The sequence below is a fragment of the Stenotrophomonas sp. YAU14A_MKIMI4_1 genome (genome assembly GCF_003086855.1).
Lineage (GTDB): Bacteria > Pseudomonadota > Gammaproteobacteria > Xanthomonadales > Xanthomonadaceae > Stenotrophomonas.
Genome location: NZ_CP025998.1, coordinates 2,418,482 through 2,444,206, shown reverse-complemented (window position 1 = coordinate 2,444,206; position 25,725 = coordinate 2,418,482). Strand labels below are relative to the sequence as shown.

Genomic DNA, 25,725 nt, shown 5'->3' with positions numbered 1-25,725 from the left:
GCTTCAACCGCCGGGCATGGCCCGGCGCTACCGTGCAGGGGCGGCGGCGCGCTGGGCGCCGCCGCGGCACGTCATTTGCGTGCGAACGCCAGCAGGTCGGCGTTGAACTGGTCGGCGTGGGTGACGGTCAGGCCGTGCGGCGCGCCCGCGTACACCTTCAGCTCGGCATCCTTGATGATCTGCGAGGACAGCTTGGCCGAGGCATCGAACGGCACGATCTGGTCATCGTCGCCATGCACCACCAGCGCCGGCACATCGATCTTCTGCAGATCGGCGGTGTAGTCCACTTCCGAGAACTCGTGGATGCAGTCGTACTGACCCTTCACCCCGCCCAGCATGCCTTGCTGCCAGAACGAATCGCGCATGCCCTGGGTAACGGCATTGCCGTCGCGGTTGGCGCCGAAGAACGGCGTGGTCAGGTCCTTGAAGAACTGCGAGCGGTCACCGGCGGTGCCCTTGCGGATGCCGTCGAACACCTCCAGCGGGGTGCCGGCCGGGTTGCTGGCGGTCTTCAGCATCAGCGGCGGCACCGCGCCGACCAGTACCACCTTGGCCACGCGCTTGCTGCCGTGGCGGCCAACGTAGTGCGCCACTTCGCCACCACCGGTGGAATGGCCGACCAGGATGGCGTCGTGCAGGTCCAGTGCTTCGATCACCGCGGCCAGGTCGTCGGCGTAGGTGTCCATGTTGTTGCCGTCCCAGGTCTGGCTGGAACGGCCGTGGCTGCGGCGGTCATGGGCGATTACGCGGTAACCGTTCTGGCCCATGAACAGCATCTGCGGGTCCCAGGCGTCGGACGACAGCGGCCAGCCGTGGGCGAACACGACGGGCTGGCCGGTGCCCCAGTCCTTGTAGAAGATGCGGGCGCCGTCTTTGACGGTAACGAAATTGCTCATCTTGGATTCCTTTGGCGGAAGGTGGAAGGCACCGGTCGCGGCGACCGGTGTGCGCGCAGTACAGCGCAGCCTGCTCCGCCGGCATTGCACGGCTGTGGCAGGAAGTCGCATTGGCCTCTGGCGGCACACTGGCCGGGGCGGGACCATGCCGGCAAGGAGGGCGTCATGAGCGGAGTGGTGGCAGGCGCGGTGCTCGCGCTGTTGTTGGCCGTGCCGGTGCAGGCACAGACCAACGTCTACAAATGCGTGGATGGCCCGCACCCGGTCTATCAGCAGACCCCGTGCCAGGGCCGGGCGGAATGGAAGTGGCAGGTGCCTGCGGACACGTCATCGGCCAGTCCGACCGTGCCAGCGGCCGCCGCTCGCCCGCGCAAGCGGCACGCAGGGGCGGCACGGGCGGTGCTGATTCCCATCGAGCGCGATCCGGCCGGCTGCAGTCGTGCGCGCCAGCGGCGGGCGGAGGCACTGCGGCCGGACTATCTGCAGCAGCGGCAGCTGGACGACGCCGTGCGTGCGGCCTGCCATTGAGCGGACATGAAAACGGCACCCGAAGGTGCCGTTTGCGACATGCGTGGCCGCAAGGCGCGAGGGCTTAGTGGCCGTCGCCGCCCGCACCTGCGCCAGACGCGGCATCGGTCTTGGGCAGGCTCAGTTCCGGGTTGCCCTGTTCGGCCTGCAGGATCTGGATGCGACGCTGCAGGGCATCGAGCTGGCTGTTGGTGCTCTGCACATCGGTGCTCAGGCTGACCGCCTGCTGCTGTGCCTGCTGCAGCGCCGCGCTGACCTGCGCCGACTGCGCCTGCTGCTGTTCCATTTCCTGCTGCAGGGTGCGCAGGCGCTCTTCGTTGTAGGCCACCAGGCGTTCGGTGTAGCGCTTGCCCGCTTCCAGACGCGTGGTGTCGATGTACACCTGGGCCAGCTGCTCGGTCTGCTGCACGAACGTGCGGTACACGCGCTCGGCGTTGTCCACCGCATCGGTCTTGATCACGCGCCAGAAGTTCTTTTCCTGGAACAGCGCCACGTAGTAGGTAAGCGTGTTGGCGTTGAACAGCAGGCTGGCGCCGTAGTTGCCGTTGTAGGTGGTGCGCAGTTCGGTCAGTTGCTGGGCATCCATCAACTGCTTCAGTTCATCCACCGTGTTGCGCACCACCGGGGCCGGGCGTGCCGGTTCGGCGGGCGCCTGGCGGTCGCCACGGGCAGCCATGGCCGACGGTGCGGCCAGGATCATGGCCGTGGCCAGCAGCGCTACCGCGCGCGGGTACCGGGCGAAGACAGTGCCCCCTGAAATTTCTCGCATGTCTGGACCATCCACGAACGTAGTGTGGTTGAGATGAATGTGATTCCCCGCCCGGAGTCTAGCATGGGCGCGCGCGGCGCCAAGGCGGGCGGCGGCGCTCAGTAGACCAGCTGCGCGGGCGTGCACTGGATCGACTGCACCTGCACATCGGTGCGCCCCAGCTCCAGCCCCAGCAGGCTGGCCAGGGTGCCGCTCAGCAGTGCGCCCACGCTGTTCAACACCGGCTTCAGCGCGGCCAGCACCGGGGTCAGCACCGCGCACAGCAGGCCACTGCAGCTGACCGCATTGCCGGGCGTGGTCACGCCGCCGCCGGCGTACTGGTCCAGGAAACCGGCCGGGGCGGTCTGGATGTAGGCCGCCAGGTTGTTGCGCACGCAGCCGTTGTAGTTCAGCAGGTTGCTGACCAGGCTGTCGCAGCGGTTGATCAGCAGCCCGCCCAGCAGTGAGCCCAGCACGCCGTCCAGCACGCCCAGGCCCTGGCCGGTGACGGTGGTGCGGTAGCCATCCCACACCGGGCCATCCTTGCGGCAGGTGGTCAGGTACAGCGGCGGGCAGGCGTAGGGCACGCCCTGGGTGACGGTCCAGGTGCCCAGCGGGTTCAATTGGCGGCTGGCATCGCCGTCGCGCAGCAGTGGAATCACCTTGTCCACGTCGTAGCGGCCGCCGGTGGGGTGCGCGGCGGCCAGGTAGCGGTCGGCCAGCGCCTTGGCGGTATCGCTGGAGCTCATGCCCTGCTGCGGGCTCTGCAGCATGCCCGACAGCACGCGCAGCAGCTCGTTGACCAGATCGGACACCGCCGTGCCCACTGCCAATGGGTTGATCCGGGTGGAGCCGGTCTGCCCGGCGGCCAGGGTGAGATCCTGTTGCGCGGTCAGCGCCGGCAGGGTGATGCGGTCATTGATCAGCGGCTGGCCCAGCAGGGTCAGCAACTGCTCGTTCTGCAGGGTGGCATCGCAGACGTTCTGCTTGGAAAAGCGATCGGCCTCGGCAATCCTGCCTACGCAGGCACGCAGCACCGATGAATCGACGCGGATGGTGGCAGTTGGCGGCGCGGCACCGCACTGCAGCGATGTCAGCGTGCCCATCGCATTGGTCACGTCCACGTGCAGCGGCAGCTTCAGGCGGGTGCCCAGCAGGTTCAGCAGCGCGCCCACGGCCGGCACGCGGTTGCTGTCCACGTCCACCATCAGGCGGACCTGTGCATTGTAGGCGCGCGCGCCAACGCCGCCGATGGCGATGGAGGGGGGCTCGATCACCCCTGCCTTGACCTCGATGCCGACCAGGTTCAATCCGCTGATCTGCACGCCGTTGTTGTCGTTGGCAATGGAAATGGCGGTGTTCAACAGGTCCAGCACGTTGACCTTCGATTCCAGCGCGCTGCCGATGGTGCCATCGGGCGAGATGACTTCGGCGAACAGGCCACCTCCACCGCTTTCGCTGCCCAGCGCGATGTTCAGCTGGTTGATGTCCAGGCCGGTGGACACCAGGCTGGACAGCGCCTGCAGCTGCACGCCGGCGGTGCTGTTGCGGCCCACCACTTCGGCGGTGGCGTTGACCAGCTGTGCCAGCGACACGCGGTGCACCGCCAGCAGGCGATTGAAGTCGGCCACGCTCAGGTCGGCAGTAACCGGAATGCCCAGCGCCTGCAGCAGGCCCGAAGGCGTAACGCTGACCTGGGCCAGGCCATCGTAAGACAGCACGGTGGCATTGCTCACATCCAGCCCGACCAGGCGCAGGGTGGCCATCAACGGCGAATTGCCATTGCTGCGCAGCAGCTGCGAGCCCACGCTGAACACCGCGGTGGGTTCGGCGCGGCGCGCGACCGCCTGGGTGCGTACCGTGGGCAGCGTGTTGTTCTGGCCGAAGAACGGCAGCACGCTGCGTTCGGTGGTCACGCGCACGGCGTTGCGCGGATTGGCCGCATCCACGGTGCTGCTGAAGTGGTCCTCGGCGGCGTGGGCGGCATTCCAGTTGCCGCACTGCACCTGCACCTGGCCGGGGAAGCGGTTCTGGTTGACCGCGTTCTGCCGTGCCGCGATGTTGTCACTGTTGTCGGCGCTGCACAGGTCCAGGCGTTGGGCGCCGGCCAGCGCTGCCAGGTCGGCCACCTTCTGTGCATCGCGCTTGGCCCAGTACAGGTAGCCCACTTCGATCAGGCCGAGCATGGCCACCAGCGCGATCATCACCAGCATCAAGGTGACCGACATGCCGCCGCGCTGGCGGTTGAAGGTGATGCGGCGTGACCGGTGCATGGCCGACCTCAGCGTGATGAGCTGGAACGGTTGCTGGAACGACCGACGTCTGGATCGAAGAAGTCGGGGATCTCGTGCTCGAAACTCTTCAGGTAGCGCGCATAGCTGGCCGTGGCCTGGTCGCCCAGGATCGGCAGGCGTGCGCCGGCCTGCTGGCCCGAGGCCTGCAGCCGCAGCAGGTTGCGGACGCTGTCGCCGTGCTGCGGGCGGGCGGTGCTGGCCGGGATATAGGTGGGTGGCGGCGGTGCTGGCGGCGCAGCCGTGGTATCCACCGTGGCCAGCGGCTGCGCGGACTGCACCGTGGGTGCCGGTGTCATCCGCTCGCCCAGCATCTGTCCGGTCAGCGGTGACTGCGTGGATTGCGCCGATGCGTGCGGCGCCGACAGGGCGACGGCAAGGGTTGCCAGGGGCAGCACGGTGCGCAGCAGGGCGGGCAGGGTCATGGGGTTCCCTCGTTGGCAGGGCGGGCGGAGCCGAAACGTTCCAGCATGGACGGTGGCAGGTGCGCCGGATCGCGGTCGGTGGTGCTGTCGCGCCGGGCTTCCGCTGCCAGCCGCATGCTGCGCGCCGGCGCTGCGGTGGCCGGCGGCGGCGGTGCCATGGCGGCGCTCTGGCGCTGCTGCAGACGGCTGCGGATCTGCTGCGCCTGCTGCTGGATGCTGCGACGGGTCTCGTCGTTGAGGTTGGCCTGCTGCGCGAGCTGTTCGGCCGTGGCCGTATCACCGCGCAGCAGCGCCCACAGCGACAGGTTGGCGGTGGCCTTGGCGTTGCCCGGGGTCAGTTCCAGCGCCTTGGCCAGCGGTTCGCGCGCCTGGTCGAACTGCCCGGCGCGCAGCCGCGCGTAGCCCAGGTCGCCCAGGTAGTCGGTGTTCAAGGGTTGCAGCTGGCTGGCGCGTGCCAGTGCCTGCTCGGCCGCCGCATCATCCCCGGCATGGGCGGCGATCAGTCCCAGCCCGTGCGCGGCCGCGGCGGCCTGCGCGCCGTTGGCCAGTTGCTGGTAGAGCGCGCTGGCAGCGGCGGTCTGCCCGGTTTCGCGCAGCGCGTCGGCCTGCAGCAGGCGCAGCGCGGGCAGGTCGCCGTAGCGCTGGCGGAACGCATCCACGTGCGCCAGCGAGGCGTACCACGCGCCCTGCTGCTGCATGCGCGAAATCAGTTCCAGATAGGTGTTGCGGCTGTCCTGCGGTGCCGGCGTGGGTTCGGCCAGCGTCGGGGTGTGCAGGTACTTGGCGGTGCTGGACGCACAGCCGCTGGCCAGGGTGGCCAGGGCGAACAGCAGCAGGGCAGGGCGTGCAGCAGGCATGGACGTCATCCCATCTTCGACATGGTGGTGGCCAGCGCGACCAGCGCCGGGCCGGAAAGCACGAGCATCAGCGCTGGCAGCAGGGTCAGCATCATCACCACGGTCATCTTCACCGACAGCTTGCCGACCTTCTCTTTCAGGGTGTTGCGGCGCTGTTCGCGCAGGCGCAGGCTGAACTGCTTCAACGGCTCCTGTACCGCGCCGCCGTGCGCATGCACCTGCAGGATCAGCTGCACAAGGCTGGACAGATCGTCATCGCCGTACACCTCATTCAAGCGGCGCAGTGATTGCGCGCGGCTGCGGCCGTGGGTGTAGGCCACGTTGGCTTCCTGCAGTTCGCCGCCCAGCACCGGCAGTGCGTCGCGCAGCTTGTCGCCCAGGGTCTGCAGGCTCTGGTCCATGCTGAAACCCACGCCCTGCAGCAGCCGAAGCAGGTCGATCAGCAGGGGCAGTTCGTTGTGCACGGCGCGCTGGCGGCGCTTCACCCAGGCGCCCAGCACGAACTTGGGCAGCAGCAGGCCGGCGGCCAGTGCGCCGACCACCACCATCACCTTGGCCAGCCCCTGTGCATCGCTGAGAGCGATCGCCAGTGCGACCACCACCGCGGCCAGCAGCAGGCGCAGGCCCAGGTAGATGGCCGTGCCGCGGCGGGTGTTCCAGCCGGCCAGGTCCAGCAGCAGGCGGTCTTCGCTGGCCAGCAGTGCGGCCTCCAGGCGGCCGCCGCTCAGTTGCCGGCCCAGGCGTTCCAGCCAGCCCAGCGAATCGCGGCGGGTCGCTTCGGTCTCGGCATCACGCGGCTGCAGGGCGGTCTTCAGCGTGGCCTCACCACGCGCCTCGCGCTGCCCGCGCACCCAGCCGCCCAGGCCGAGCAGGGCAATGCCGGCGGCCAGCAGCAACAGCGCGCACATCCACCAGGTGTTGGCGCTCATGGTTCACCTGCGCTGGCAGTAAGTGCGGTCATAGCGATTTGGCCAGTCGGTACAGCAGGAAGGCGCCCACCAGTTCCAGGCCGACGGCCAGCGCCAGGATCTTGTGGCCCAGCGGGTGGTGCAGGATCGGCTGGAAGAAGTCGGGGCTGGAAATGGCCATCAGCACGGCACTGGCCGGCGGCAGCAGGCCCAGCACCCAGGCCGACATGCGCGTTTCCGACGTGGTCGCGGCCAACTCCTGCTGCGCCTGTTCCAGGTCGCGCATGAAGTCGCCCAGCCGTTGCAGGATCTGGTCCGAGCGCCCGCCAATGCGTACGCTGACCCCGATCACCACCGCCAGCACCTTCAGCACGTCCATGCGGTAGGGCTGCGCGGCCAGCGACAGGGCGCGGTCCAGTTCCATGCCGCCGCGCGCGTAGCGCACCGTGGTGTCCAGCAGCTCGCGCAGGGGCGCGGCGGTCTGCGTGCTGGCCACCTGGAAGGCGGCCTGCAGGCTGTTGCCCAGGGCGGTCAGGCGCACCAGGTTGTCGAGGAAATCCGGCAGCTGATGCAGCAGCTTGGCCTGCAGCTTGCCGATGCGGCGCAGCAGCCACAGCCAGCAGCCGATCAGGTACAGGCCCAGGGTGAGCGGGAACATCCACGCGGTGCCCAGCCGCGCCACCGCGATGGCCGACAGCACCAGGCCGGGCACCAGCAGCAGGACCGGCAGTTTCCAGCCGGGCTGCAGGCCTGCCCGCTGCAGTAGCGGATCCCACGGCAGCGTTCGCCGGTTGCTCGCGGCAGCGGCAGCGGCCACGGGCGTAGCGCGGCCGCTGTCTGCAACCGGGCTGCCGGCGCCGCGGGCCAGCTGCTGTTCGGCATGCTGCAGCGAGGCCTGCCGCTGCTCGCGACTGTGCGCACTGCTCCACAACCAGGCGGCCAGGCCCAGCAGCACCGAGACGATGCTCAACACCATCAGCAGTACGCCGGCGCCCATGCTTACAGGTCTCCGTACAGCGAATCGCGCAGCTGCTGGCGGAAGGGCTCCAGCTTGTGCGAATGCGGGTGGAAGCCCAGCCCGATCCAGCGGTCGGTTTCGCGCCCGCTGCCGTCGACCTGCACCTCGTGGCGGAACATTTCCTGGGTGGTGATCAGGTTGTCGCTCACCCCGGTGATTTCGGTAATCGAGACCAGCACGCGGCGGCCGCTGCCCAGCCGCGAGATCTGCACGATGAAGTCGATGGCGCTGGCGATCTGCCGGCGCAGGCTGTCTTCGCTGCCCTGGAAGCCGGCGAAACCGGCCAGCATCTCGATGCGGTACAGGCAATCGCGCGGGGTGTTGGCGTGGATGGTGGCCATCGAGCCATCGTGGCCGGTGTTCATGGCCTGCAGCATTTCCAGCACTTCGGCACCACGCACTTCGCCCACCACGATGCGGTCCGGGCGCATGCGCAGGCTGTTGCGCACCAGGTCGCGGATGCTGATCGCACCGTGGCCGTCGGCACCGCCGATGCGGCTTTCCAGGCGCACCACGTGCGGGTGGTTCAACGACAGTTCGGCGGTGTCTTCCACGGTGATCACCCGCTCGTTGGCCGGGATGTAGCTGGCCAGCGCGTTCAGCAGCGAGGTCTTGCCCGAACTGGTGCCGCCGGACACCAGGATGTTGCAGCGCCCCAGCACCATGGCTTTCAGCAGCGCCTGCATCGGTGCATCGAACGTGCCCTTGGCCAGCAGCTCGTCGGGGGTGAACGGGTCCTTGCGGAACTTGCGGATGGAGACCATCGGGCCGTCCACCGCCAATGGCGCGATGATGGCATTCAGGCGGCCGCCGTTGGGCAGGCGCGCATCCACCATCGGGTTGGAATCGTCCAAGCGGCGGCCCAACGGGGCCAGGATGCGGCGCAGGATGCGCAGCAGATGGGTATCGTCGGTGAAGCGCTGGGTGGCACGCTTGAGCTGGCCGCCCTGCGATACATGCACATCCTTGAAGCCGTTGATCAGGATGTCTTCGATGGTCGGGTCATGCAGCAGATCATCCAGCGGCCCGAAGCCGGTCAGCTCCTTCACCAGGCCTTCGGCCACCACCTGCATTTCTTCTTCATTGATGGGAATGCGCCATTCCTGGATGAAGCTGACCGTCTGGACCTGCACCCAGCGGGCGATGGTGTCCGGCGCCCAGGAATCGATGTCGATGCGCTCGTCTTCAATGCTGTTGAGCAGGTGTTCGTGCGCGGCCGACAGCACCTTCTGGTACTGCTCGGTCTGCGCGAACGGCAGCACGCCCGGGGCCGCGTCGGGGGCGCTGGCACGGGCGAGGGCGTTCGGGAACAGGGTTACTTTGTCTTCCATTGCGATCCACCCAGGGCAAGGGCAAGTCTTTCCCGCAGGCCGTGCGGCTGCACCGGGCAGGCAGCAGGGTCCAGGCGCTGGACCAGCGGGGCGAGGGCGCGCAGGTACGGGTCGCGCGGGGCGTCCTGCAGCAGCAGATGGCCGTGGCTGGCGGCGGTGCGCACGCGCGAGCGTTCGGGCAGCGTGGCCAGCAGGGGCAGTTCGAAGCGTCGTGCAATCTGTTCCGGGCTCATGCCGGCGCTGTCGTCATGGCGGTTGATGACCAGCTGCAGGCGCTTTTCGCGGTCACGCTGGCCGGAAAGATGCTTCAGCGCGTGGTCCAGCGACACCAGGGTGGCGATGGACGCATCGGCGATCAGCCAGATCTCGTCGGCCTGTTCCAGCAGCAGCGGCGGCAGTTGCCGCAGCGGGCAGCCGCCGGCATCGCACAGCACGCTGGCAAAGACCCCGCGCAGCCGTTGCAGCAGGGCGCCGGGATCGGAGGGCGGCACCGCGTCGCTGCCGCTGGCGCGATCCAGCAGCACCAGGCCGCTGGTGTGGCGTGCCATGGCCGTGCGCGCCAGCGTGGCATCGATGCGGCTGGCATTACGCAGGGCGTCTTCGTAGTGGAAGCGGCTGTCCAGGTTGAGGTACAGGGCCAGATCGCCGGCCGGCTGCGCCAGTTCCAGCAGCAGGCCGTCCTGGGGGTTGGTTTCGCCCTGCGCAAGCAGGTGGGTCTGCTGGGCCAGCACCGAAAGATGCGCGGCCAGGGTGCTGGTGCCCACGCCGGCGCGCACACCCAGCAGCACGATCAGCCGTGCCTTGTGCGCCTGCTGTGGGACGGCGGCGGTACGTGGCGACAGCGCACGCCGCAGCGCGGCCTCGATGCCGGTGTTGTCGCTGTCCATGTCCAGCACATCGCGCAGCCCCGCGCGCAGCGCCAGCACCACCCCTTCCACCTGGCCGGCACTGGTCGAACCCACCGCCACAAGGACCAGGTCCGGCTGGGTCTGCTGCAGTTGCTGGGCCAGCACGGTGGACGCCGACGCGTGCTCGGGGCGGAAGTCGAGCAGCACCAGGTTCTGCTGCCCGCGCTGCAGATCCTGCGCGGAGGTCGGCTGGGTACTGTCCTGCCAATGCAGCGCCGTGCCCGGTGGCAGCTTCGCGGCCAGACGCGGCAGCAGATCGCGGTCCACGCCGTACAGGACCAGGTTCATCGGTGGTCCGGCGGCATGCAGGGGCTGTGCGGTGGCATAGGGCATGGGGGTGTCCTTGCAGTGGCCGGTCAGCGCGAGAAGCCCGGTACCGGGTCGCGACTGATCGGGCCCAGCAGCCAGGCGCCCCATTCGGGCAGGTTCGGGCGTGCTTCCTGTTCGCCGGGCAGCGCCAGTTCGGTGTCGCGCGCCAGCGGTTGCACCAGGCGCGGGGTCACGATGATCACCAGTTCCTTGTCCTGGCGCTTGTAGTCGAAGTTGCGGAAGAACGAGCCGATGATCGGCAGGTCGCCCAGCAGCGGAATCTTGTTCACCGTCGATGCCACGCTGGAACTGACCAGGCCGCCGATCACGAAGCTCTCGCCATCGCCCAGCTCTACCGTGGTATCGGCGCGGCGGGTGGTGATGGAGGGGATCTGCACGCCATCGAGCGCGATTGCATTGCTGTAGTCCAGGTCGCTGGCTTCGGGCGCGACCTTCAGCGCAATGCGGTTCGGTGCCAGCACCGTGGGGGTGACGGTCAAGCCGATGCCGAACGGCTTGTAGGTGATGGTGGTGGTGCCCAGGCCCTGCGGCTCCAGGATCGGCAGTTCGCCGCCGGCCAGGAAGCTGGCGCTCTGCCCGGAAAGTGCGACCAGGGTGGGTTCGGCCAGCACGCGGGCCATGCCGTTGGCCTGCAGCAGGTCCACGTCGGCATTCCAGCGGTGCTTGGTGGAACCGAACACCAGGCGGAACGCGGAGGACAGCGGCGAATCATCCTCGTTGGCGCTGCCGCCTTCTTCCATGCCCGGCAGCAAGCCGGTGTCGCCAGCCAGACGGCCGCCGGGGCGGGCGATGCCATAGGCGAACGAACCATTCTTGTTCTGGAAGTTGATGCCGATCTGCTTCAGCGCGGTCTTGTTGAACTCCACCACCTTCACTTCCACCTGCACCACGCCGCCGCTGGCAATGGTGGAGGCATCGGCCAGCAGGCCGTCCTTGCCCAGCGCCATGGCGGCGGTCTTCTGCGCCTGCATGTGCGACAGCACGCTGTCGGTGCTTCCCTGCAGCAGGCCCTGCTGGTCCTGCTGGGTGAACGAAAGCCCGCTGTCGGCGGCGCCCGCAGCGCCCTGCACCGCGCTCTGCACGCGCACCTGCACGCGCTGCGGTTCGGCGCGGGCGCGGTGCCACAGCAGCAGCGTGGTGCTGCCCGGCGCCTTGCCGACCAGCAGGGCCTGGCGCTGCCCACGCAGCATCACGATGTCGGCCACGCCGGGATCGGCAATGGCCACCCGTTCCAGATCGGCGGGCAGGGTCCACGGGCGCTGCTCACGTGCCTGCAGCACCAGATCGTCGGCGGCCAGGCTGGTGGCAGGCGCCAGCACCACCAGCAGCAGGGCCAGCCAGCGCTGGTGCAGTGATCGGGCAGGGCGGTGGCGGCGTTGGGTCATGGAGGCTCCGGAATCCGGTCAGAGGGAACCGCGGGGCGCAGCGCTATCGCCGCGGATGATTTCGATGCCGGCCGGGCGCGGCGCAGTGCGGCGCGGCGCGCTGGCACGGGCAGTGGGTGCGGCGGGGGCGCGTTCGGTCAGGCCCTTGCCGGCCAGTGCTTCGCCGTCCAGGCCGGCAAAGGCGTTGTTTTCGGGGCGTTGCAGCGCCGCCTGCTGTTCGGCGTCCAGGCCGCGCACGGGATCGAGCACGCCCTTGGACGGCGCGAACAACGCCACATCGGGCAGGCCGGTGTCGGCCGGATTGCGCAGGGCCAGGAACAGTTTGCCCTGCTGCGCGCCCAGCAGCAGCCGGTTCGCTTCGGCGACCGGCACGGCCAGCACCGCGCTGCGCGCCGGTTGGGTGGCCTCGGCGCTGCCCTTGCTGGCGCTGCTGGAACTACCGCCGCCGGTGATGTCGGCCGCGCGCGGGTCGTTGTCGGCGGGCGTGGTCGCTGCCGGTTCCGCCGCAACGGGAACGATGTCCTGCTGGCCGTAGCTCAACACCCGCAGCCGTGACAGCAGCAGGCGGGTCTGTGCCACCTCCTGCGTGCCATTGATTGCATTGCTGTTGCTGCGCAGGTTCATGAAGACATCGACGAAATCACCGGGAAGAATGCGGTTGCCGGCGCCGACCAGTTCATCCACCGGCACCGCCAGCGCGCGTTCGCCAGGCCGCAGCTGCAGCGAGAAGCCCTGCGCCAGCAACCCCTGGCTGATCGCGCTGCCTTCGGCGATGTCCTGCACCGGCACCTTGCCGACCACGGCCGCCAGTTCCGTGGGGGCGCCGGGTACCGGCTGGGTGCGCTGGGCCAGGCGTACGCCGGCCGCGGTGATCGGCTCACCGGCGGGCAGCCGGGCAAGGGCTTCCACCACGGTAATGGTGGCCGCGCCGGGCTGGCTGGCAATCGGTGCGGCGGCCGGCGCGGCGGCGGGCGTGCGGCCGACAACGAAGGCGACCAGGGCCAGCAGCACGGCCAATGCGATCAGCGCGATGGCGGCGATGCGGGTCAGCTTCAACATGATTCGCCTCTCCTGGTACGTGGGTCAGTTGCTGCCCAGATCGAGCTGGGCCACGGCACTGCTGCGGATCGGATCGCCCATCACCCAGCCATACAGCGTGCCGGTGCCGGGCAGGAAGGGGTGGGCGGCATAGTCATAGCTGACCGTGACCGTCACGCATTGCGCGCTGGCCAGGCCGTTGCATGCGGCCAAGGGGGAGACGACGATGGCGCCACTGCCGCCAGCGCTGCAATCCGGTTCCTGGCTGGAAAACTGCAACAGCCACTGCATTGAGCGGCGTGCTGCGGTACAGGCGGCCACCCGGCGCTCGTTCGCGCTGGCATAGCGCAGCGATGCGCGTGCGCCCTCGGCCGACGCCGTTGCCAGCGTCTGCTGCGCGGCCATGATCATCACCCCGGAAAAGGTAAACATCAGCAGCGGAATCAGCCCGAGCATCAGCATCAGCGCGAATTCAATCGTGGCAGCGCCGTGTTGCCGGCGTGGCGCGCAGCGCTTCATGCGGCGCCTCCATAGGTGGTAACCAGCAGCCAGCCGATGGCCGCCAGGGCCAGATAGCTCGCGTAGGGCGCGCCCGTACGGCCCTGTCGCGCCTGCTGCATGTCGCGCAGGGCAGGGTGGGCCTGCCAGTGCTGCGCCTGCAGCGTTGCCGGCAGTCGCGGTGCCAGCAGCCGCGAGGCCACGACGATGCCAGCGTGCAGTCCTGCGGCCAGGCTGGCCACGATCCAGGCCGGCAACAGCGCCTGCCAGCCCAGCAGCAAACCCAGCACCGCGAAGAACTTCACATCGCCGGCGCCCATCATGCGCAGCAGATGGAACGGCAGCAGCGCCAGCAAGCCCAGTACCGCGCCCAGCAGGTGCGCCGCCAGCGGTTGCGGCGTGGCGGTCAGCTGGCTGACCAGCAACCACGGCAGCGCCAGTGCGCAGGCGGCCAGCAGCCAGGCGTTGGGCACCCGACGGGCGTACAGGTCGCTGATCGCAACCCGCAGGCACAGTCCAATGGCCAGCAGTCCCAGCAGTGTCATCACGCACCCTCGTCGTCCATTACCCGCTTGTTCCGTCTGCCCCGGGCGCGGCATCGCGGTGCGATACCGGCACCGGGCCGGCGGCAGCTGCGCGTTCGGTCAGCTGCCGGTGCCGCCGCTGGCCGAGCCAGCCGCGTTGGTCACCACGTTCTTGAGTGTGGTGAACAGCGTTTCGAAGAAATCGCGGATCTGGTCGTTGCCGACCGCCACCAGGATTCCGGCGATCACGGCGGCCAGCAGGCCGTATTCCAGCGCGGTAACGCCGTCTTCTTCTTTCAGGAACTTCTTGATGGAAGCGTTCATGACGGTGATCTCCCTCTACCTGTCAGATGGTGTTGCAGGGCACTGCATGGGTGGTGGCCCGGCTCCGCCGGGATCACTCCTGGGCCTTCGCCGTCCTGGCGGAGGAGGCCGGGCGGATGGTTCCGCCTGGCGCGTCTGCGAAGATCCGGCTCCCGGGGGCGGGCATCGGCGCATACGCGCACGCAGCCGACCGGTCATGGCCGTCGTGCGTGCCTGTCGTGCTGCTGCGCATGTCCATCGTCTTCCCCCTGGGTGCGGCCGCTGCTGCAACGCCGGATCACCGTGCTATCGACTTTGCCTGAACGAGGGTGGGCTGCAACCGGAACCTATATGCAAATTCGGCAGATCCGGAAAAATCATGAAGATTTCAGGCCGCTTTTGTGATCGATATCCGTTGCCTGCCACAACGATTCACGAAAGTGCAGGTTTCGTGATTATGTGATGGCTGCATGCGAAAACTGTGCCATAACCCTGTTTATATTCAGGAATGAACGCGTTGGCTGCAACGAAAGTGTGATCTGTTTACGGACACCGATTATCGGGCATACTCCCATTCAAGGTTATGCGGTTTCCGATGGGCGGTATCTGTGAAGGCCGCCGTCGGCATGCACCAGGAGGTTCGTGGAAGCAGTGCACGCCCTGTAAGGCAGTGGGGGCGGTGCTGCGCGGCAAACCAACAGGGGAAAACACTGTCATGGTCGATGGTGGGGTGGCGGACAGCGCCGACAGCGGGCTCAGGTCGATCGACCTGGCCACACTCAGCGGTGTGCTGCGGGTGTGCGATGTGGAACTGCTGCTGCTGGATGGCAACGGTCCGCGCGCGGCATTCGCTTCGCGGGTGCACGAAGAAGCCTTGTTCTGCAGTCTGCACTGCGGGTTCCATTGCCGTGGCCGGTTCATGCTGCCGCCGGACTGGGCCATGCTGGGGTATCTGCATACCACCGATGACACGCTCAGCTGGTGCCACGGCGTGCCGCTGGCGCCGGGCATGGCATTGACCATTCTTCCCGAAGGCATCAGCGAATTCACCCTGAGCCCGGGCACCCAGATGACCCTGATGCTGGTGCCAGTGGAGCGCGTGCAGCGCAAGCTGGCCGAGCTGAGCCTGCGCAGCACGCCGCCGGCGGGGCAGGCCCTCTCATTGTTTACCCTGGGCGCCGATGAGCTGCCTCTGGCCCGGCATTATCACCAGCTGCACCAGCAGTTGGGCCAGGGCGGGGTGCTGCAGGCCGAAGAAACCGAGCGCCTGCTGCATGAGCACGTGCAGGCGCTGCTGGCCACCGGCCCCGGTGATCGCCCCGGGTGCAGCCGTGCGCGCCGCACCCATTACCTGATCGCGCAGCGCGCCGAGAACTTCATGCGGCTCAACCTGCGTCGCAATATATATATGAATGAAATCTGCGATGCCGCCGGGGTCAGCGAGCGTGGCCTGCGCTACGCGTTCGAGGATCTGTTTGGCACCTCGCCCAACCGATACCTGTCGATGCTGCGGCTGTGCGCGGCCTGCCGCAGCCTGTCCATGGCCGATTCCAGCCGGCGTTCGGTCAAGGCCATCGCCCTGAGCTGCGGGCTGTGGGATCTTTCGCGCTTTGCAGACAATTACCGCAAGGTATTTGGCGAACTGCCGCGCGACACGCTGATGCGCGCGCCGGCACAGATCGGCCAGCCGGCCTGAGTTACTCCCTGCGTTGCTGAATACCCGGTTCTGCCGGTTTTGCATATCCGGCTGCCGAATCTGGCCGTCGTTTTGCCGGAATGCGCGATTGCCGTGCCGGAATGAAGTGCCCCGTGCGCGTGGAAAGGCGCGAAATGTCAGTCACCTGCCTTGCGGCACTCCACTGACTTTCAAGCTGTACGCCTACGGGGGAATTGCTCATGAACCGCATCTACCGACGCGTCTGGAACCGCCAGCTCAATGCCATGGTGGTCGCTTCGGAACTGGCCACCGGTGATAACGCCGGCGCCACCCTGCACGACGCGCGCAGCGCGATGCCGGCGCCGAGCCTGCTGGCCCTGGCGCTGCTGTGCGTATTGGCCAGCGGCACAGCACACGCGACCGAAAGCAACCAGTCACTGCGTGACCTGCAGGCGCTGGCAGCCAAGTACACGCAGACGATGCCGGTGAAGGTCGATGCCGAAGTGGCGTTGGCGGCACGGGCGGCGCAGGCCAACACCGCAACCAATGCCGATGCGCGCGTTGCGCTGCAATTGAACACCGGCGTGCTGCCGATCGTGCGCACTGTGCTGCCGGCCAAGGTGAACGTGACGCTGGCTGCGCCGGCGCAGTCGGCACCGGCGCTGGGCGGCCAGCTCAACGCATCGGTCGTGCTGGGCGGCAGCGAAGCGGTCACGCTGGATACGGGGGTGACCGCCGCACTGCAGCCTTCGGAGCAGGCGCCGCTGGCGGCTGTGCAGGCCAACGCAAAGGCGAACATCGGCGTGGGCGGGCACACCGTGGCCGCGGTCGAGGCCGCACCGCGCGTCACCCTGGGTGGCAGCGCAGACCCGGCCGGGCTGAAGGCGGCGGTGGAAGGCAAAGTGGGTGCCAAGCTGGCGGTGATCGGGCAGCGCATCGAAGGCGATGCCGATGTGGCCGCAACCGCTGCGGTCACCCTGCCGGCCAAGGAAGAAACCCCGGGGGACACCGACGACCGCGCGATCACCGCCGCCTTCGATACCGGCGTGGCAGGCAACGTGCGCGTGCAGGGCCTGGATGGCCAGCCGGTGGTGGCCGACCGCAACCTCAAGCTGGCCGCCAACGCGACCGCTACCGCACAGACCTCGGCGCTCGGCCTGGGCGGCCTGTTGAACGGCGTCGGTTCGGCGCTGGGCGGGGTGGGCGACGCGGTGGGCAGCCTGCTCAATGGCGATCTGAACGGAACGGTCGGCAACCTGACCGGCGCCGTGGGTGGTTTGGTTGGTGGGGTGGTCGGTGGCCTGGGCCTGTCCTCGCCGTCGCCCATTGCCGCAAACACTGGCAAGGCGCCGGTCGCCGGCGATCCCAACGCCGGGCTGATCATCGGCAACGGCGGCGTGGTCGGCGGCCTGGGCGCGCTGATCGGCCCGACCACCAACGGCCTGTTCGGCGGCGATGGCTACCTGAGCAACGGCAACCTGCGGGTCAGCACCGCCAACGTCATGCAGACCTATTCGGCGGTCAACGCGCTGGGCATTCCGCTGGTCAATGCCTCGCCGGTGGGCAGCACGCTGAACGGCCTGGGCGGTGCGGTCACTGGCGGCAATTCGCATCTGACGCTGATCGGTGGGGTGACCTCCGACAGCTACATCTACAACATCAACAACGGCAATCCCGGCGGCCTGCTGGGCCTGCTGCTGCCCTCCGATTCGCCCGAATGGGCCGGCAAGTGCCTGGACATCGGCCTGGCCGACATCTCCTGCTGGGCGGTCAATGCCGCGCAGGACTACCAGGTGCTGATGGGTGACGGCGCCTACGCCAACGGCTCGCGCGAAGTGGTGATCGGTGCCAACGCCCGCCACGAACTGCCGCAGGTCGATGCCAACGTCGCCTTCCCCGGCAACGGCACCAATGACCCCAGCAATCCCACCGGCGTGCCCACCGCCGACTACGCCGCGCGCATGGGCCATTCGGTCATCGTCGGCGACAGCGCAGTCGGCACCGCCAACGGACAGACCCTGTTGGGTGCCGAAGCGACCTCCAACCAGGCCAATTCGGTTGCACTGGGCTTCCGCTCGGCCGCGGTGCGCGGCGCCCAGGCCAGCTACAGCGCCTACGGCCTGACCACCGCGCAGGTGTCGGCCGGTGAAGTGTCAGTGGGCAGCGCCAACGGCGGCGAACGCCAGATCACCAACGTGGCCGCCGGTAGTGCCACCACCGATGCGGTGAACGTGGCCCAGCTGCAGGGCGCCATCTCGCAGATCCAGGCCGTGGGCGATGCGGCGGTCACCTACGATCTGGACGGTGCGGGCGAACCGATCTACACCCGCGTCACCCTGGGCAATGGCACCGGCGCCACCACAGTGGCCAACCTGGCCGCCGGGGCGATCAATGCCGGCAGCACCGAAGCGGTGAATGGCGCACAGCTCTACGCCAGCAACGATGCCATCGCTCGCTTCTTCGGCGGCCAGGCTGCGTTTGATCCGGCCACCAGTGCCTTCACCGCGCCGCTGTTCCAGATCAGCACGATCGGCAGCGACGGCGCGATCGCGCAGGGCCTGTATGACAACGCCACCGACGCTTTCGATGCCGTTGATGGCTCGCTGGTCAACCTCAATACGCAGATCACCGATATCCGCAACGGCGGCACCAAGTACCTGCGGGTCAATTCCACCGGTGTGGAAGCGCTGGCTGCGGGTGCCGATTCGATTGCGGTCGGCAGCAATGCGCAGGCAGCCGCAGCCAACAGCATCGCCGTCGGTGCCGGCAGCCTGGCCGACCGTGACAACACGGTGTCGGTGGGCGCGGCCGGTGCGGAGCGGCAGATCACCAATGTTGCCGCGGCCACGGCGGCCACCGATGCGGTGAACCTGTCGCAGCTGCAGGCCTCGGAAGAGGGCGCGCTGCGCTACGACCTCAACGGCGACGGCAGCGTGAACTATGCCAGCGCCACGCTGGGCCAGGTCGGCACGACCACCACGCTGCGCAACCTGGGGCCGGGCCAGGTCAGCGCGGCCAGCACCGAAGCGATCAATGGCGCGCAGCTGTTCGCGGCCAACCAGACCCTGGCCACCCACCTGGGCGGTGGTGCCACGGTCGATGCCAGCGGTGTGGTGCTGGCGCCCACCTACACCCTGAACAACGTGGCCGCCGATGGCTCGCTCAGCCAGGGCAGCTACAGCGACGTCGGCACCGCGTTCGATGCGGTGAGCGTCTCCTTGGCCAACGTGGCCGAACAGAGCGACGAGCTGGACGCGCGCGCGGTGAAGTACGACGTGGACGGCAGCGGCAACGTGGTCGATTCGATCACCCTGAGCGGTACCGGCGGCGCGCCGGTGAAAGTGACCAATGTGGCCGCCGGCAGCATCCTGGCCGGTAGCAGCGATGCCATCACCGGCGACCAGCTGTTCGCCACCCACGCCACGGTGGCCAACTACTTCGGTGGCAGCACCACCTACGATGGCAGCACCGGCCTGTGGGTGGCGCCCAGCTTCCGCATCTCCTCCATCGCCACCGATGGCACGCTCATCCAGAACGACTACAGCAACGTCACCGCGGCGTTCTCGGCCGTGGATGGTTCGCTGCAGGTGCTCAACCAGCGCATCAGCAGTGGCGGCAGCAGCCCGTATCTGGCAGTGAACTCCAGCGCCGCCGCCGCGACCGCCGCTGGCGCCGAAGCGCTGGCGCTGGGGCCGCAGGCCAGTGCGGCCGGTGCCGGCAGCTTGGCGGTGGGCAACGGGGCCAGTGCCAGCGCAGACAACAGCGTGGCCCTGGGCAGCGGCGCGGTGGCCAGCGTGGGCGCGCAGAGCGGCTACACCGGCGCCTATGGCCAGGCCGGTGCCAGCAACTCGGCCGGCGAAGTGTCGGTGGGCAGCACCGGCAGCGAACGCAAGGTGACCCATGTGGCCGATGGTTCGGACACCTACGATGCGGTGAACGTGGGCCAGTTGAACAACGGCGTGAACTACGCCATCGACCAGTCCAAGGCCTACACCGACCAGAAGATCCAGAACATCACCAACGTGGCGGGCAGCTTCCGCGCCAACAACAGCAACAACCTGGCCGATCCGGCCGCCACCGGCGCCAATTCCGCCGCCGGTGGTGCCGGTTCGGTGGCTGCCGGGGCCAATTCCACGGCATTGGGCAACGGCGCCCAGGCGCAGGCCGACAATGCGGTGGCGCTGGGCGCTGGTTCGGTGGCCGACCGTGCCAACACGGTGTCGGTGGGCGCGGCCGGGGCAGAGCGGCAGGTGGTGAACGTGGCCGACGGCAGCGCCGCCACCGATGCGGTGAACGTGCGCCAGCTGCAGGCCTCGCAGCAGGGCAACATCCGCTACGACACCACCACCAACGGTGCCACCAACTACAACAGCGTCACCCTGGGCAGCACCAGCAGCGGCCCGACCACGGTGCGCAACGTGGCCGCCGGCACGGCCGGAACCGATGCGGTGAACGTAGACCAGCTGAAGTCGGGCATGGCACAGACCCTGGACTGGTCCAAGGCCTATACCGATGAGCGCATGGGCGGTTTCGAGCGCAACCTGCGCAAGACCGACAGCCGTGCCTCGGCAGGCGTGGCCTCGGCCATGGCCACCGCTTCACTGCCGCAGCCCAGCGAAGCCGGCCGCAACATGGCCTCGTTCGCCGCAGGCAGCTACAACGGCGAATCGGGTGTGGCGGTCGGTATCTCCGGTGTCTCCGAAGGCGGGCGCTGGATCTACAAGTTCAGCGGTTCCACCAACAGCCGCGGCGAAGCCGGCGTGGCCGTCGGCGCCGGCATCCAGTGGTGAAGCACGCCGCCGGGGTGCCAGCGCATCCCGGCGACGCTGTTCCGAACAACAGGGGGAAGCACATGAAACCGCATCGCATCCTGCAATCGCGCCGCATCGTGGCCTGGCTTGTACTGCTGTTGGTGGCCGGCCTGCTGGCCGCCTGCCGCAGCCACGCGCCGGCCGGCGATGGCCCGGCCGAAGCCAACGTGGTCTTCCCGGAGGCACGCAAGGCCTCGCTGAAGGAAGGCATCTATCCGGACATCGCCGATCTGCGCCGGTTCGCACCGGGCATGAGCAAGCGCCAGCTGTACACCCTGCTGGGCACGCCGCATTTCAACGAGGGCATGTGGGGCGTGCGCCAGTGGAATTACCTGTTCAACTTCCGCACCGCGCAGGGCGCTGAATACTTCACCTGCCAGTTCCAGGTGCGCTTCGATGACAAGGGCATTGCCCAGGGCGGCTACTGGAAGCCCGAATCCTGCGCCGCCGTGCTGGACCCGCCGCGCCCGCCGCCGCCGCCGCAGGCCGCTGCGCTGCCGGAACAGCCGCTGCATCTGTCCGCCGATGCGCTGTTTGCCTTCGACAGCGCCGCGCTGGGCGCCAACGGGCAGCAGGTGGTGCAGGGCGTGCTGGGGCAGGTGCGTGAAGCCAGCCAGGTGCAGTCCATCCAGGTGGTGGGTTACACCGACCGAATCGGCAGCGCCGCGTATAACCAGCACCTGTCGCAACGGCGCGCCGAAGCCGTGCGCAGTGCGCTGGTCCAGGGAGGGGTCCCTGGCGCCAGCATCCGTGCGGAAGGACGCGGCGCTGCCGACCCCCTGGTGCAGTGCGCGCAGCGCGATCGCGCCCAGCTGATCGCGTGCCTGGCGCCGAACCGGCGTGTGCAGATTGCCGGTGTGGCGCAGCCGCATTGACAGCCTTGCCAGCGGCGGTGCGTTGTTCGGCGTGTTTTCCCCCTGGTCTACCGGCGGGCAGGGCTACGTCTCCCCCGTCACCCTGCCTGCCGGTGGTCCAGGCTTTACCCGGTGCCCACGATGAATGCCCAATTCCTGCCCCTGCGCATGAAGACCGATGAAACGCTGACGGTGTACGGGCCGCTGGGCAACCACGCGGTGGTGCGCATACCCGGCCGCCGCCTGCCCGGATTGATCGTGCAGGCCGATACGGTGCTGGGCTTCCTGACCCAGTTGCAGGAAGCCCAGGCCAGCCTGCGCAGTGGCCGGGCGCAGCGCGCCGATGCCGAACTGGACATGCTGGTGGACCTGCTGCAGCAGTGGCAGGCGCTGATCGAATCGCGGCTGGCCGACGCCGGCGAGGCGTTGTAGCCTGGCGCCCGCGCCGGGTCTATTCGCTGTCGTCCACCCGTTCGCCCATCAATTCGCGCTGGCGCTTGTCCAGTTCTTCTGCATAGCGCTTGCGCACGAACGCCTCGGACACCACGCCCAGTACCTGGCCATCGCTGGCCACCACGGCCAGCTCATCGGCCTGGGTCTGGTCGAAGCGCTGCATCACGCTCACCACGTCGGCGCTGGCCGACAGGGCCACGTCGCGGTTCTCGGCGAAATCGGTGAGCGGTGCATCGGCCTTCACCCCGTCGCCGAACAGGCGGGCAATCTGCACGATGCCGGCGTAGTGGCCTTCGCCGTCGATCAGGATCACCCGGGTGCCCGAGCCCAGCGGGAAGCGCTGGCGGAAGGTGGCCGCGTCCAGGCTGTCCGGCGCGGTGGCCACGCCCTTGCGCATCATCCGCCCGGCGCTGAGGGTATGAATCCAGCCCACGTCGCGGGCACTGCGGATGTTCTCGCCACGCAGATGCATGCGCCAGGTGGAGAACGAGTAGCCGAACCATTGCCGCACCAGCGTGCTCGATACCAGCACCGCGCTCATTACCACGCTGGTCAGCAGGAAGTCGTGGGTGCCTTCCAGCACCAGCATGGCCATGGTCATCGGTGCGCCCACCACCGCCGCGGCCAGTGCGGCCATGCCCGCCAGCGCGGCCGAGGTGGCATCGATCACCGGCACGCCGGTGGCCAGTGCCAACAGGCCGGCGAACAGCGCGCCCACCAGGGTGCCCATGAACAGTGAGGCGAAGAACAGCCCGCCGCGGAAGCCGAAGCCCAGCGAAATGCCCGAGGCCAGGCACTTCAGGGTCAGCAGCCCGCCGATCCAGATCAGCGGCAGGTGGGTGGTCAGGTCCAGGTGCAGCGCGCCATGCCCGGACGACAGCACCTGTGGGCTGGCCAGCGCCAGCGGAATCAGCAGCAGGCCGCCCACCACCGGACGGCCCCAGGCGGGGAGGGGGCTGCGCTTCACTCCGCCTTCGATCGAGGCGATCAGGCGCATGATGACGATGCCCACCATTGCGCAGCAGCAACCCAGCAGGCCGTAGATCGCATAGTCGGCCGCGCGCACGTCGATGGTGGCGGCAGCCGGCAGCAGGTAGGCATCCATGCCGGCCTGATCGGCCACGAAGGCACCGGCCAGCGCGGCCACCGCCACCGGCGCCAGGGCCGAGGGCGTGTATGCGCCAATGACGATTTCGAAGGCATAGAAGGCGCCGGCCAGCGGTGCGCCGAAGGCGGCGGCGATCGCCCCGGCCGCACCGGCGCCCACCAGGGTGCGCACATCATTGCGGCGCAGGCGCATCACCCGGCCCAGCTGCGAACCACTGCCCGCGCCCATCTGCGTGTACGAAGCTTCCAGCCCGACCGAGGCGCCGCTGCCGTTGGACAGCAGGGTCTGCACCAGCACGATCAGGTTGTCCCGCATCGACATGCGGCCGCCGTGCAGGGCATTGGCTTCCACGGCGTCCAGCAGCGGGCGCTTCAGGCGGCTGGCGGCCAGGCTGACCAGGCCCACCAGCAGGCCGCCCAGCGGCAGCACCAGCAGCGCGGTCCACGGCAGGGAAGGCAGCGAGCTCAGCCGGATGCCGTCGTCCAGGCCATACAGGCTGGCCTGCAGGCTGCGCGCCAGCCCGGCCTGCAGCAGGGTCAGGCCGCCGGCGATCAGGCCCACCACCAGGGCCAGCGCAATGAACCACAGGTCGCTGCCACGCAGGCGCAGGCGCAGGCCCTGGAAGGCCAGATGCAGGCGCGATGGCGAAGCGGTGGGCAACATGGTGGCGGCATGATACGCCGCCACCGTGATCGCCACCGTCACCGCATCAGGCGGCTAGGCGCTCAGAAGCGGTAACGGCCCTGCACGTAGAACGTGCGCGGTGCGGCCACCATGCGGCCGGCATTGCCGTCCACGTTGCGGGTGTACCAGCGCTTGTCGGCCAGGTTGTTCACGCCCAGCGCAATCTCGCTGTCGCCCAGCCCCGGCACCTGCCAGGCCAACTGCGCGTTCCACAGGCGCACGCCGGGCACGCGGCCCACGCGCGCATCGGCGCTCTCGGCCCAGGTGTTGGCGGCATCGGAGAACTGGCCGCTCTGGTGGGTGCTGGACAGGTTGAAGGTCCAGCCCGACAGGGCATAGCGGGCGCCCACGCTGTCGGTGTCGCGCGAATAGAAAGGCACATCCAGGCCGCGGTTGTCACCGGACTGCTGGATCGCCTTGGTCCAGGTGTAGTTCGCGTACAGCTCCAGCCCGGCCAGCGCGCTGTCTTCGGCGAACTGATAAGCCACGGCGCTTTCCACGCCCTTGTGGTCGGTGGCGCCGATGTTCTGGAAGGTGGCCGGGGTGATGCCCGGCACCTGCAGGATCTGGTTGTCAAAGCGCATCTTGAACACGGTCACTTCCGCGCGCAGCGCACCGTCCTGCCAGCGCGCACCCAGTTCGGTGGTCTTGGCCACTTCCGGGTTCAGCGGGTTGCTGGCGGTCTGCGAATTCAACTGGATGTTCTGCACCGGCCCGAACGAGGTGGTGTAGTTGCCGAACACGGTCAACTGCGGGGTCAGCAGGTAGGCGATGTTCAGCGACGGCAGCGCCTTGTCGTTGCGGCTGCTGAAGGTGGCCGCGCCACCGGCCTGGCGGCGGTCCATGTCGATCCATTCCATGCGCACGCCCGGGGTGATGCGCCACTGGCCCACGGCAATGCGGTCGTCGATGTAGAACGAATGCGCGTCGGTGGCGTTGTTGAAGCGGGTGGTGGCACTTTCCGCGCCGGTGCGGCGGGTGATGGTGTAGCTGCGGTCGTTGCCGCGTTCGCGCAGGAAGCGGTAGCCGGCGGTCACGTCATGCACGGTGCTGCCCCACTGCAGGCGCTGGGTATGGCGCGGCTCGACGCCCAGCACGCGGTAGTCGCGCGGCTGCACGGTGATCTGCGTGTTGGCGGCGTTGATGAGCGCGCTGGCGCGGTTGCTTTCGTTGTAATACGCCAGTACTTCGAATTCGCGGGTATCGGACAGGGTGTTGGTGTAACCCAGGTCGATGCCGGCGCGGTGGCCCTTCCAGAAATCGGTCGGGCGGGTGTTCTGGAACGGGTCGGCTTCGTACTGGGCGCGGGTCAGGCCGCCGGGAGTGAGCGAACGCACGTTGTAGTAGGACAGCTTGGCGCGCAGCTGCTGGCGCTCGTCCAGCGCATAGGCGAACTTCAGCGCCAGATCGTCGAAGCGGTCGTCGCTGCCCTGGCGCCAGCCGCGGCCATCCTGGCCGGAGTACAGCAGGGCCATGCCCAGTCCGTTGTCCGCGGTGCCGCCCAGGAAGGCGTTGTATTGGGTGCTGTCACCGCCGCCGTGGTCATTGGCGCTGTAGCGCACACCGGCCTCGCCGTGCAGGCCGGCTTCGGTAGGAATGGCGCGGGTGCTGAAGTTGATGATGCCGCCCACGTTCTGCGGTCCGTAGCGCACCGCGCCGCCGCCACGCACCACGTCGATCGATTCGATGTTGGACAGGCTGGCGGGCGCGAAGGAGAGCTGCGGCTGGCCGTACGGCGCCACCGCCAGCGGCACGCCGTCCAGCAGCACGGTGGAGCGCGGCGAGTAGCGGCCGGTGAGGCCGCGCACGCCGATGTTCAGCGAAATCGAGCTGCCGGCGGTACCGGAATTGTCGGTCACCTGCACACCAGGAATGCGGCGCATGGCATCGCCGATGCTGGCCGCGCCGCTGGCGTCGATGCTCTGCCGGTCGACCACGGTGCGGGCGCCGGCGAAACGCTTGACGCTGTCGTGCAGGCCGGTGCCCAGCCAGCTGCCCGAGACCTGGATGCTGTCCAGGGTGGTGGCGCTGTCCTGCGCCTGGGCGGTGGCAGTCAGGCACAGGGCAAGGGCGGCGGCCAGCGGCAGGCGCGCGCCGGGGCGCAGGGTAGGGGTAGGCATCGGGGCAGGTCGGGAAGGGTGGTAAATGAGAATTATTGCTGATTGGTTGC

General features: G+C 68.5%; 21 protein-coding genes. 5 read left to right on the top strand and 16 right to left on the bottom strand.

Annotated elements, in window-relative coordinates:
* Positions 1–71 precede the first annotated feature (71 nt).
* Complete coding sequence (locus C1931_RS11250) at positions 72–896, bottom strand: alpha/beta hydrolase (RefSeq protein ID WP_108749844.1); 825 nt, start codon at positions 894–896, stop codon at positions 72–74.
* 165 nt (positions 897–1,061) lie between these two features.
* Here C1931_RS11250 and C1931_RS11245 point away from each other — a divergent pair, with 165 nt between their 5' ends.
* Positions 1,062–1,424 carry a hypothetical protein gene (locus tag C1931_RS11245; RefSeq protein WP_108756404.1) on the top strand — a complete coding sequence of 121 codons (363 nt, stop codon included), beginning with the start codon at positions 1,062–1,064 and terminating at the stop codon, positions 1,422–1,424.
* Positions 1,425–1,488: 64 nt separating this feature from the next.
* Here the strand turns inward: C1931_RS11245 and C1931_RS11240 are convergent, their stop codons facing one another.
* The 13 genes from C1931_RS11240 to C1931_RS11180 form a co-directional block, all read right to left on the bottom strand.
* Positions 1,489–2,193: a DUF2968 domain-containing protein gene (locus C1931_RS11240; RefSeq protein ID WP_108756403.1), complete on the bottom strand. Its 705-nt coding sequence runs from the start codon at positions 2,191–2,193 to the stop codon at positions 1,489–1,491.
* Between the two features lie 98 nt (positions 2,194–2,291).
* On the bottom strand, positions 2,292–4,445 hold the full coding sequence (locus C1931_RS11235; protein WP_108756402.1) for a TadG family pilus assembly protein: 2,154 nt from the start codon (positions 4,443–4,445) through the stop codon (positions 2,292–2,294).
* An 8-nt stretch (positions 4,446–4,453) separates the two neighbouring features.
* Entirely contained in the window at positions 4,454–4,888 is a 435-nt protein-coding gene (locus C1931_RS11230) for a DUF3613 domain-containing protein (protein ID WP_108756401.1), read from the bottom strand.
* Positions 4,885–5,745 (bottom strand): Flp pilus assembly protein TadD, encoded by an 861-nt coding sequence (locus C1931_RS11225; protein WP_108756400.1) that lies wholly within the window; start codon positions 5,743–5,745, stop codon positions 4,885–4,887. Before C1931_RS11225 ends, C1931_RS11230 begins: the two co-directional genes overlap by 4 nt.
* A 5-nt stretch (positions 5,746–5,750) precedes the next feature.
* Positions 5,751–6,674 carry a type II secretion system F family protein gene (locus C1931_RS11220; protein WP_108756399.1) on the bottom strand — a complete coding sequence of 308 codons (924 nt, stop codon included), beginning with the start codon at positions 6,672–6,674 and terminating at the stop codon, positions 5,751–5,753.
* Positions 6,675–6,702: 28 nt separating this feature from the next.
* Entirely contained in the window at positions 6,703–7,650 is a 948-nt protein-coding gene (locus tag C1931_RS11215; protein ID WP_108756398.1) for a type II secretion system F family protein, read from the bottom strand.
* A 2-nt stretch (positions 7,651–7,652) separates the two neighbouring features.
* Positions 7,653–9,002 carry a CpaF family protein gene (locus C1931_RS11210; RefSeq protein WP_108749836.1) on the bottom strand — a complete coding sequence of 450 codons (1,350 nt, stop codon included), beginning with the start codon at positions 9,000–9,002 and terminating at the stop codon, positions 7,653–7,655.
* Complete coding sequence (locus tag C1931_RS11205; protein ID WP_108756397.1) at positions 8,987–10,243, bottom strand: fimbrial protein; 1,257 nt, start codon at positions 10,241–10,243, stop codon at positions 8,987–8,989. The genes C1931_RS11210 and C1931_RS11205 overlap by 16 nt, the downstream gene beginning before the upstream one ends.
* 23 nt (positions 10,244–10,266) lie before the next feature.
* Entirely contained in the window at positions 10,267–11,625 is a 1,359-nt protein-coding gene (locus C1931_RS11200) for a type II and III secretion system protein family protein (RefSeq protein WP_108756396.1), read from the bottom strand.
* A gap of 18 nt (positions 11,626–11,643) precedes the next feature.
* The gene (gene cpaB, locus C1931_RS11195; protein WP_108756395.1) at positions 11,644–12,684 is read right to left on the bottom strand and encodes a Flp pilus assembly protein CpaB; all 1,041 of its coding nucleotides are present in this window, start codon (positions 12,682–12,684) and stop codon (positions 11,644–11,646) included.
* Positions 12,685–12,708: 24 nt separating this feature from the next.
* Positions 12,709–13,182: a TadE/TadG family type IV pilus assembly protein gene (locus C1931_RS11190; protein ID WP_108753307.1), complete on the bottom strand. Its 474-nt coding sequence runs from the start codon at positions 13,180–13,182 to the stop codon at positions 12,709–12,711.
* On the bottom strand, positions 13,179–13,706 hold the full coding sequence (locus C1931_RS11185; RefSeq protein ID WP_108756394.1) for an A24 family peptidase: 528 nt from the start codon (positions 13,704–13,706) through the stop codon (positions 13,179–13,181). The genes C1931_RS11190 and C1931_RS11185 overlap by 4 nt, the downstream gene beginning before the upstream one ends.
* Before the next feature lie 99 nt (positions 13,707–13,805).
* On the bottom strand, positions 13,806–14,009 hold the full coding sequence (locus C1931_RS11180; protein WP_108749830.1) for a Flp family type IVb pilin: 204 nt from the start codon (positions 14,007–14,009) through the stop codon (positions 13,806–13,808).
* 694 nt (positions 14,010–14,703) lie between these two features.
* Between C1931_RS11180 and C1931_RS11170 the strand changes: the two genes are divergently transcribed.
* From C1931_RS11170 to C1931_RS11155, 4 genes are all read left to right on the top strand, one after another.
* A complete protein-coding gene (locus C1931_RS11170) occupies positions 14,704–15,684 on the top strand; it encodes an AraC family transcriptional regulator (protein WP_108749828.1) in 981 nt (326 codons plus the stop codon).
* Positions 15,685–15,884: 200 nt separating this feature from the next.
* On the top strand, positions 15,885–20,435 hold the full coding sequence (locus C1931_RS11165; RefSeq protein WP_108756392.1) for a YadA-like family protein: 4,551 nt from the start codon (positions 15,885–15,887) through the stop codon (positions 20,433–20,435).
* A 62-nt stretch (positions 20,436–20,497) separates the two neighbouring features.
* Entirely contained in the window at positions 20,498–21,331 is an 834-nt protein-coding gene (locus C1931_RS11160) for an OmpA family protein (RefSeq protein ID WP_108756391.1), read from the top strand.
* Positions 21,332–21,451: 120 nt separating this feature from the next.
* A complete protein-coding gene (locus tag C1931_RS11155; protein ID WP_108753301.1) occupies positions 21,452–21,742 on the top strand; it encodes a hypothetical protein in 291 nt (96 codons plus the stop codon).
* A 19-nt stretch (positions 21,743–21,761) separates the two neighbouring features.
* Here C1931_RS11155 and C1931_RS11150 read toward each other — a convergent pair whose 3' ends face one another.
* On the bottom strand, positions 21,762–23,534 hold the full coding sequence (locus tag C1931_RS11150) for a chloride channel protein (RefSeq protein ID WP_234412810.1): 1,773 nt from the start codon (positions 23,532–23,534) through the stop codon (positions 21,762–21,764).
* A gap of 62 nt (positions 23,535–23,596) precedes the next feature.
* The gene (locus tag C1931_RS11145; RefSeq protein WP_108756389.1) at positions 23,597–25,675 is read right to left on the bottom strand and encodes a TonB-dependent siderophore receptor; all 2,079 of its coding nucleotides are present in this window, start codon (positions 25,673–25,675) and stop codon (positions 23,597–23,599) included.
* Positions 25,676–25,725 lie beyond the last annotated feature (50 nt).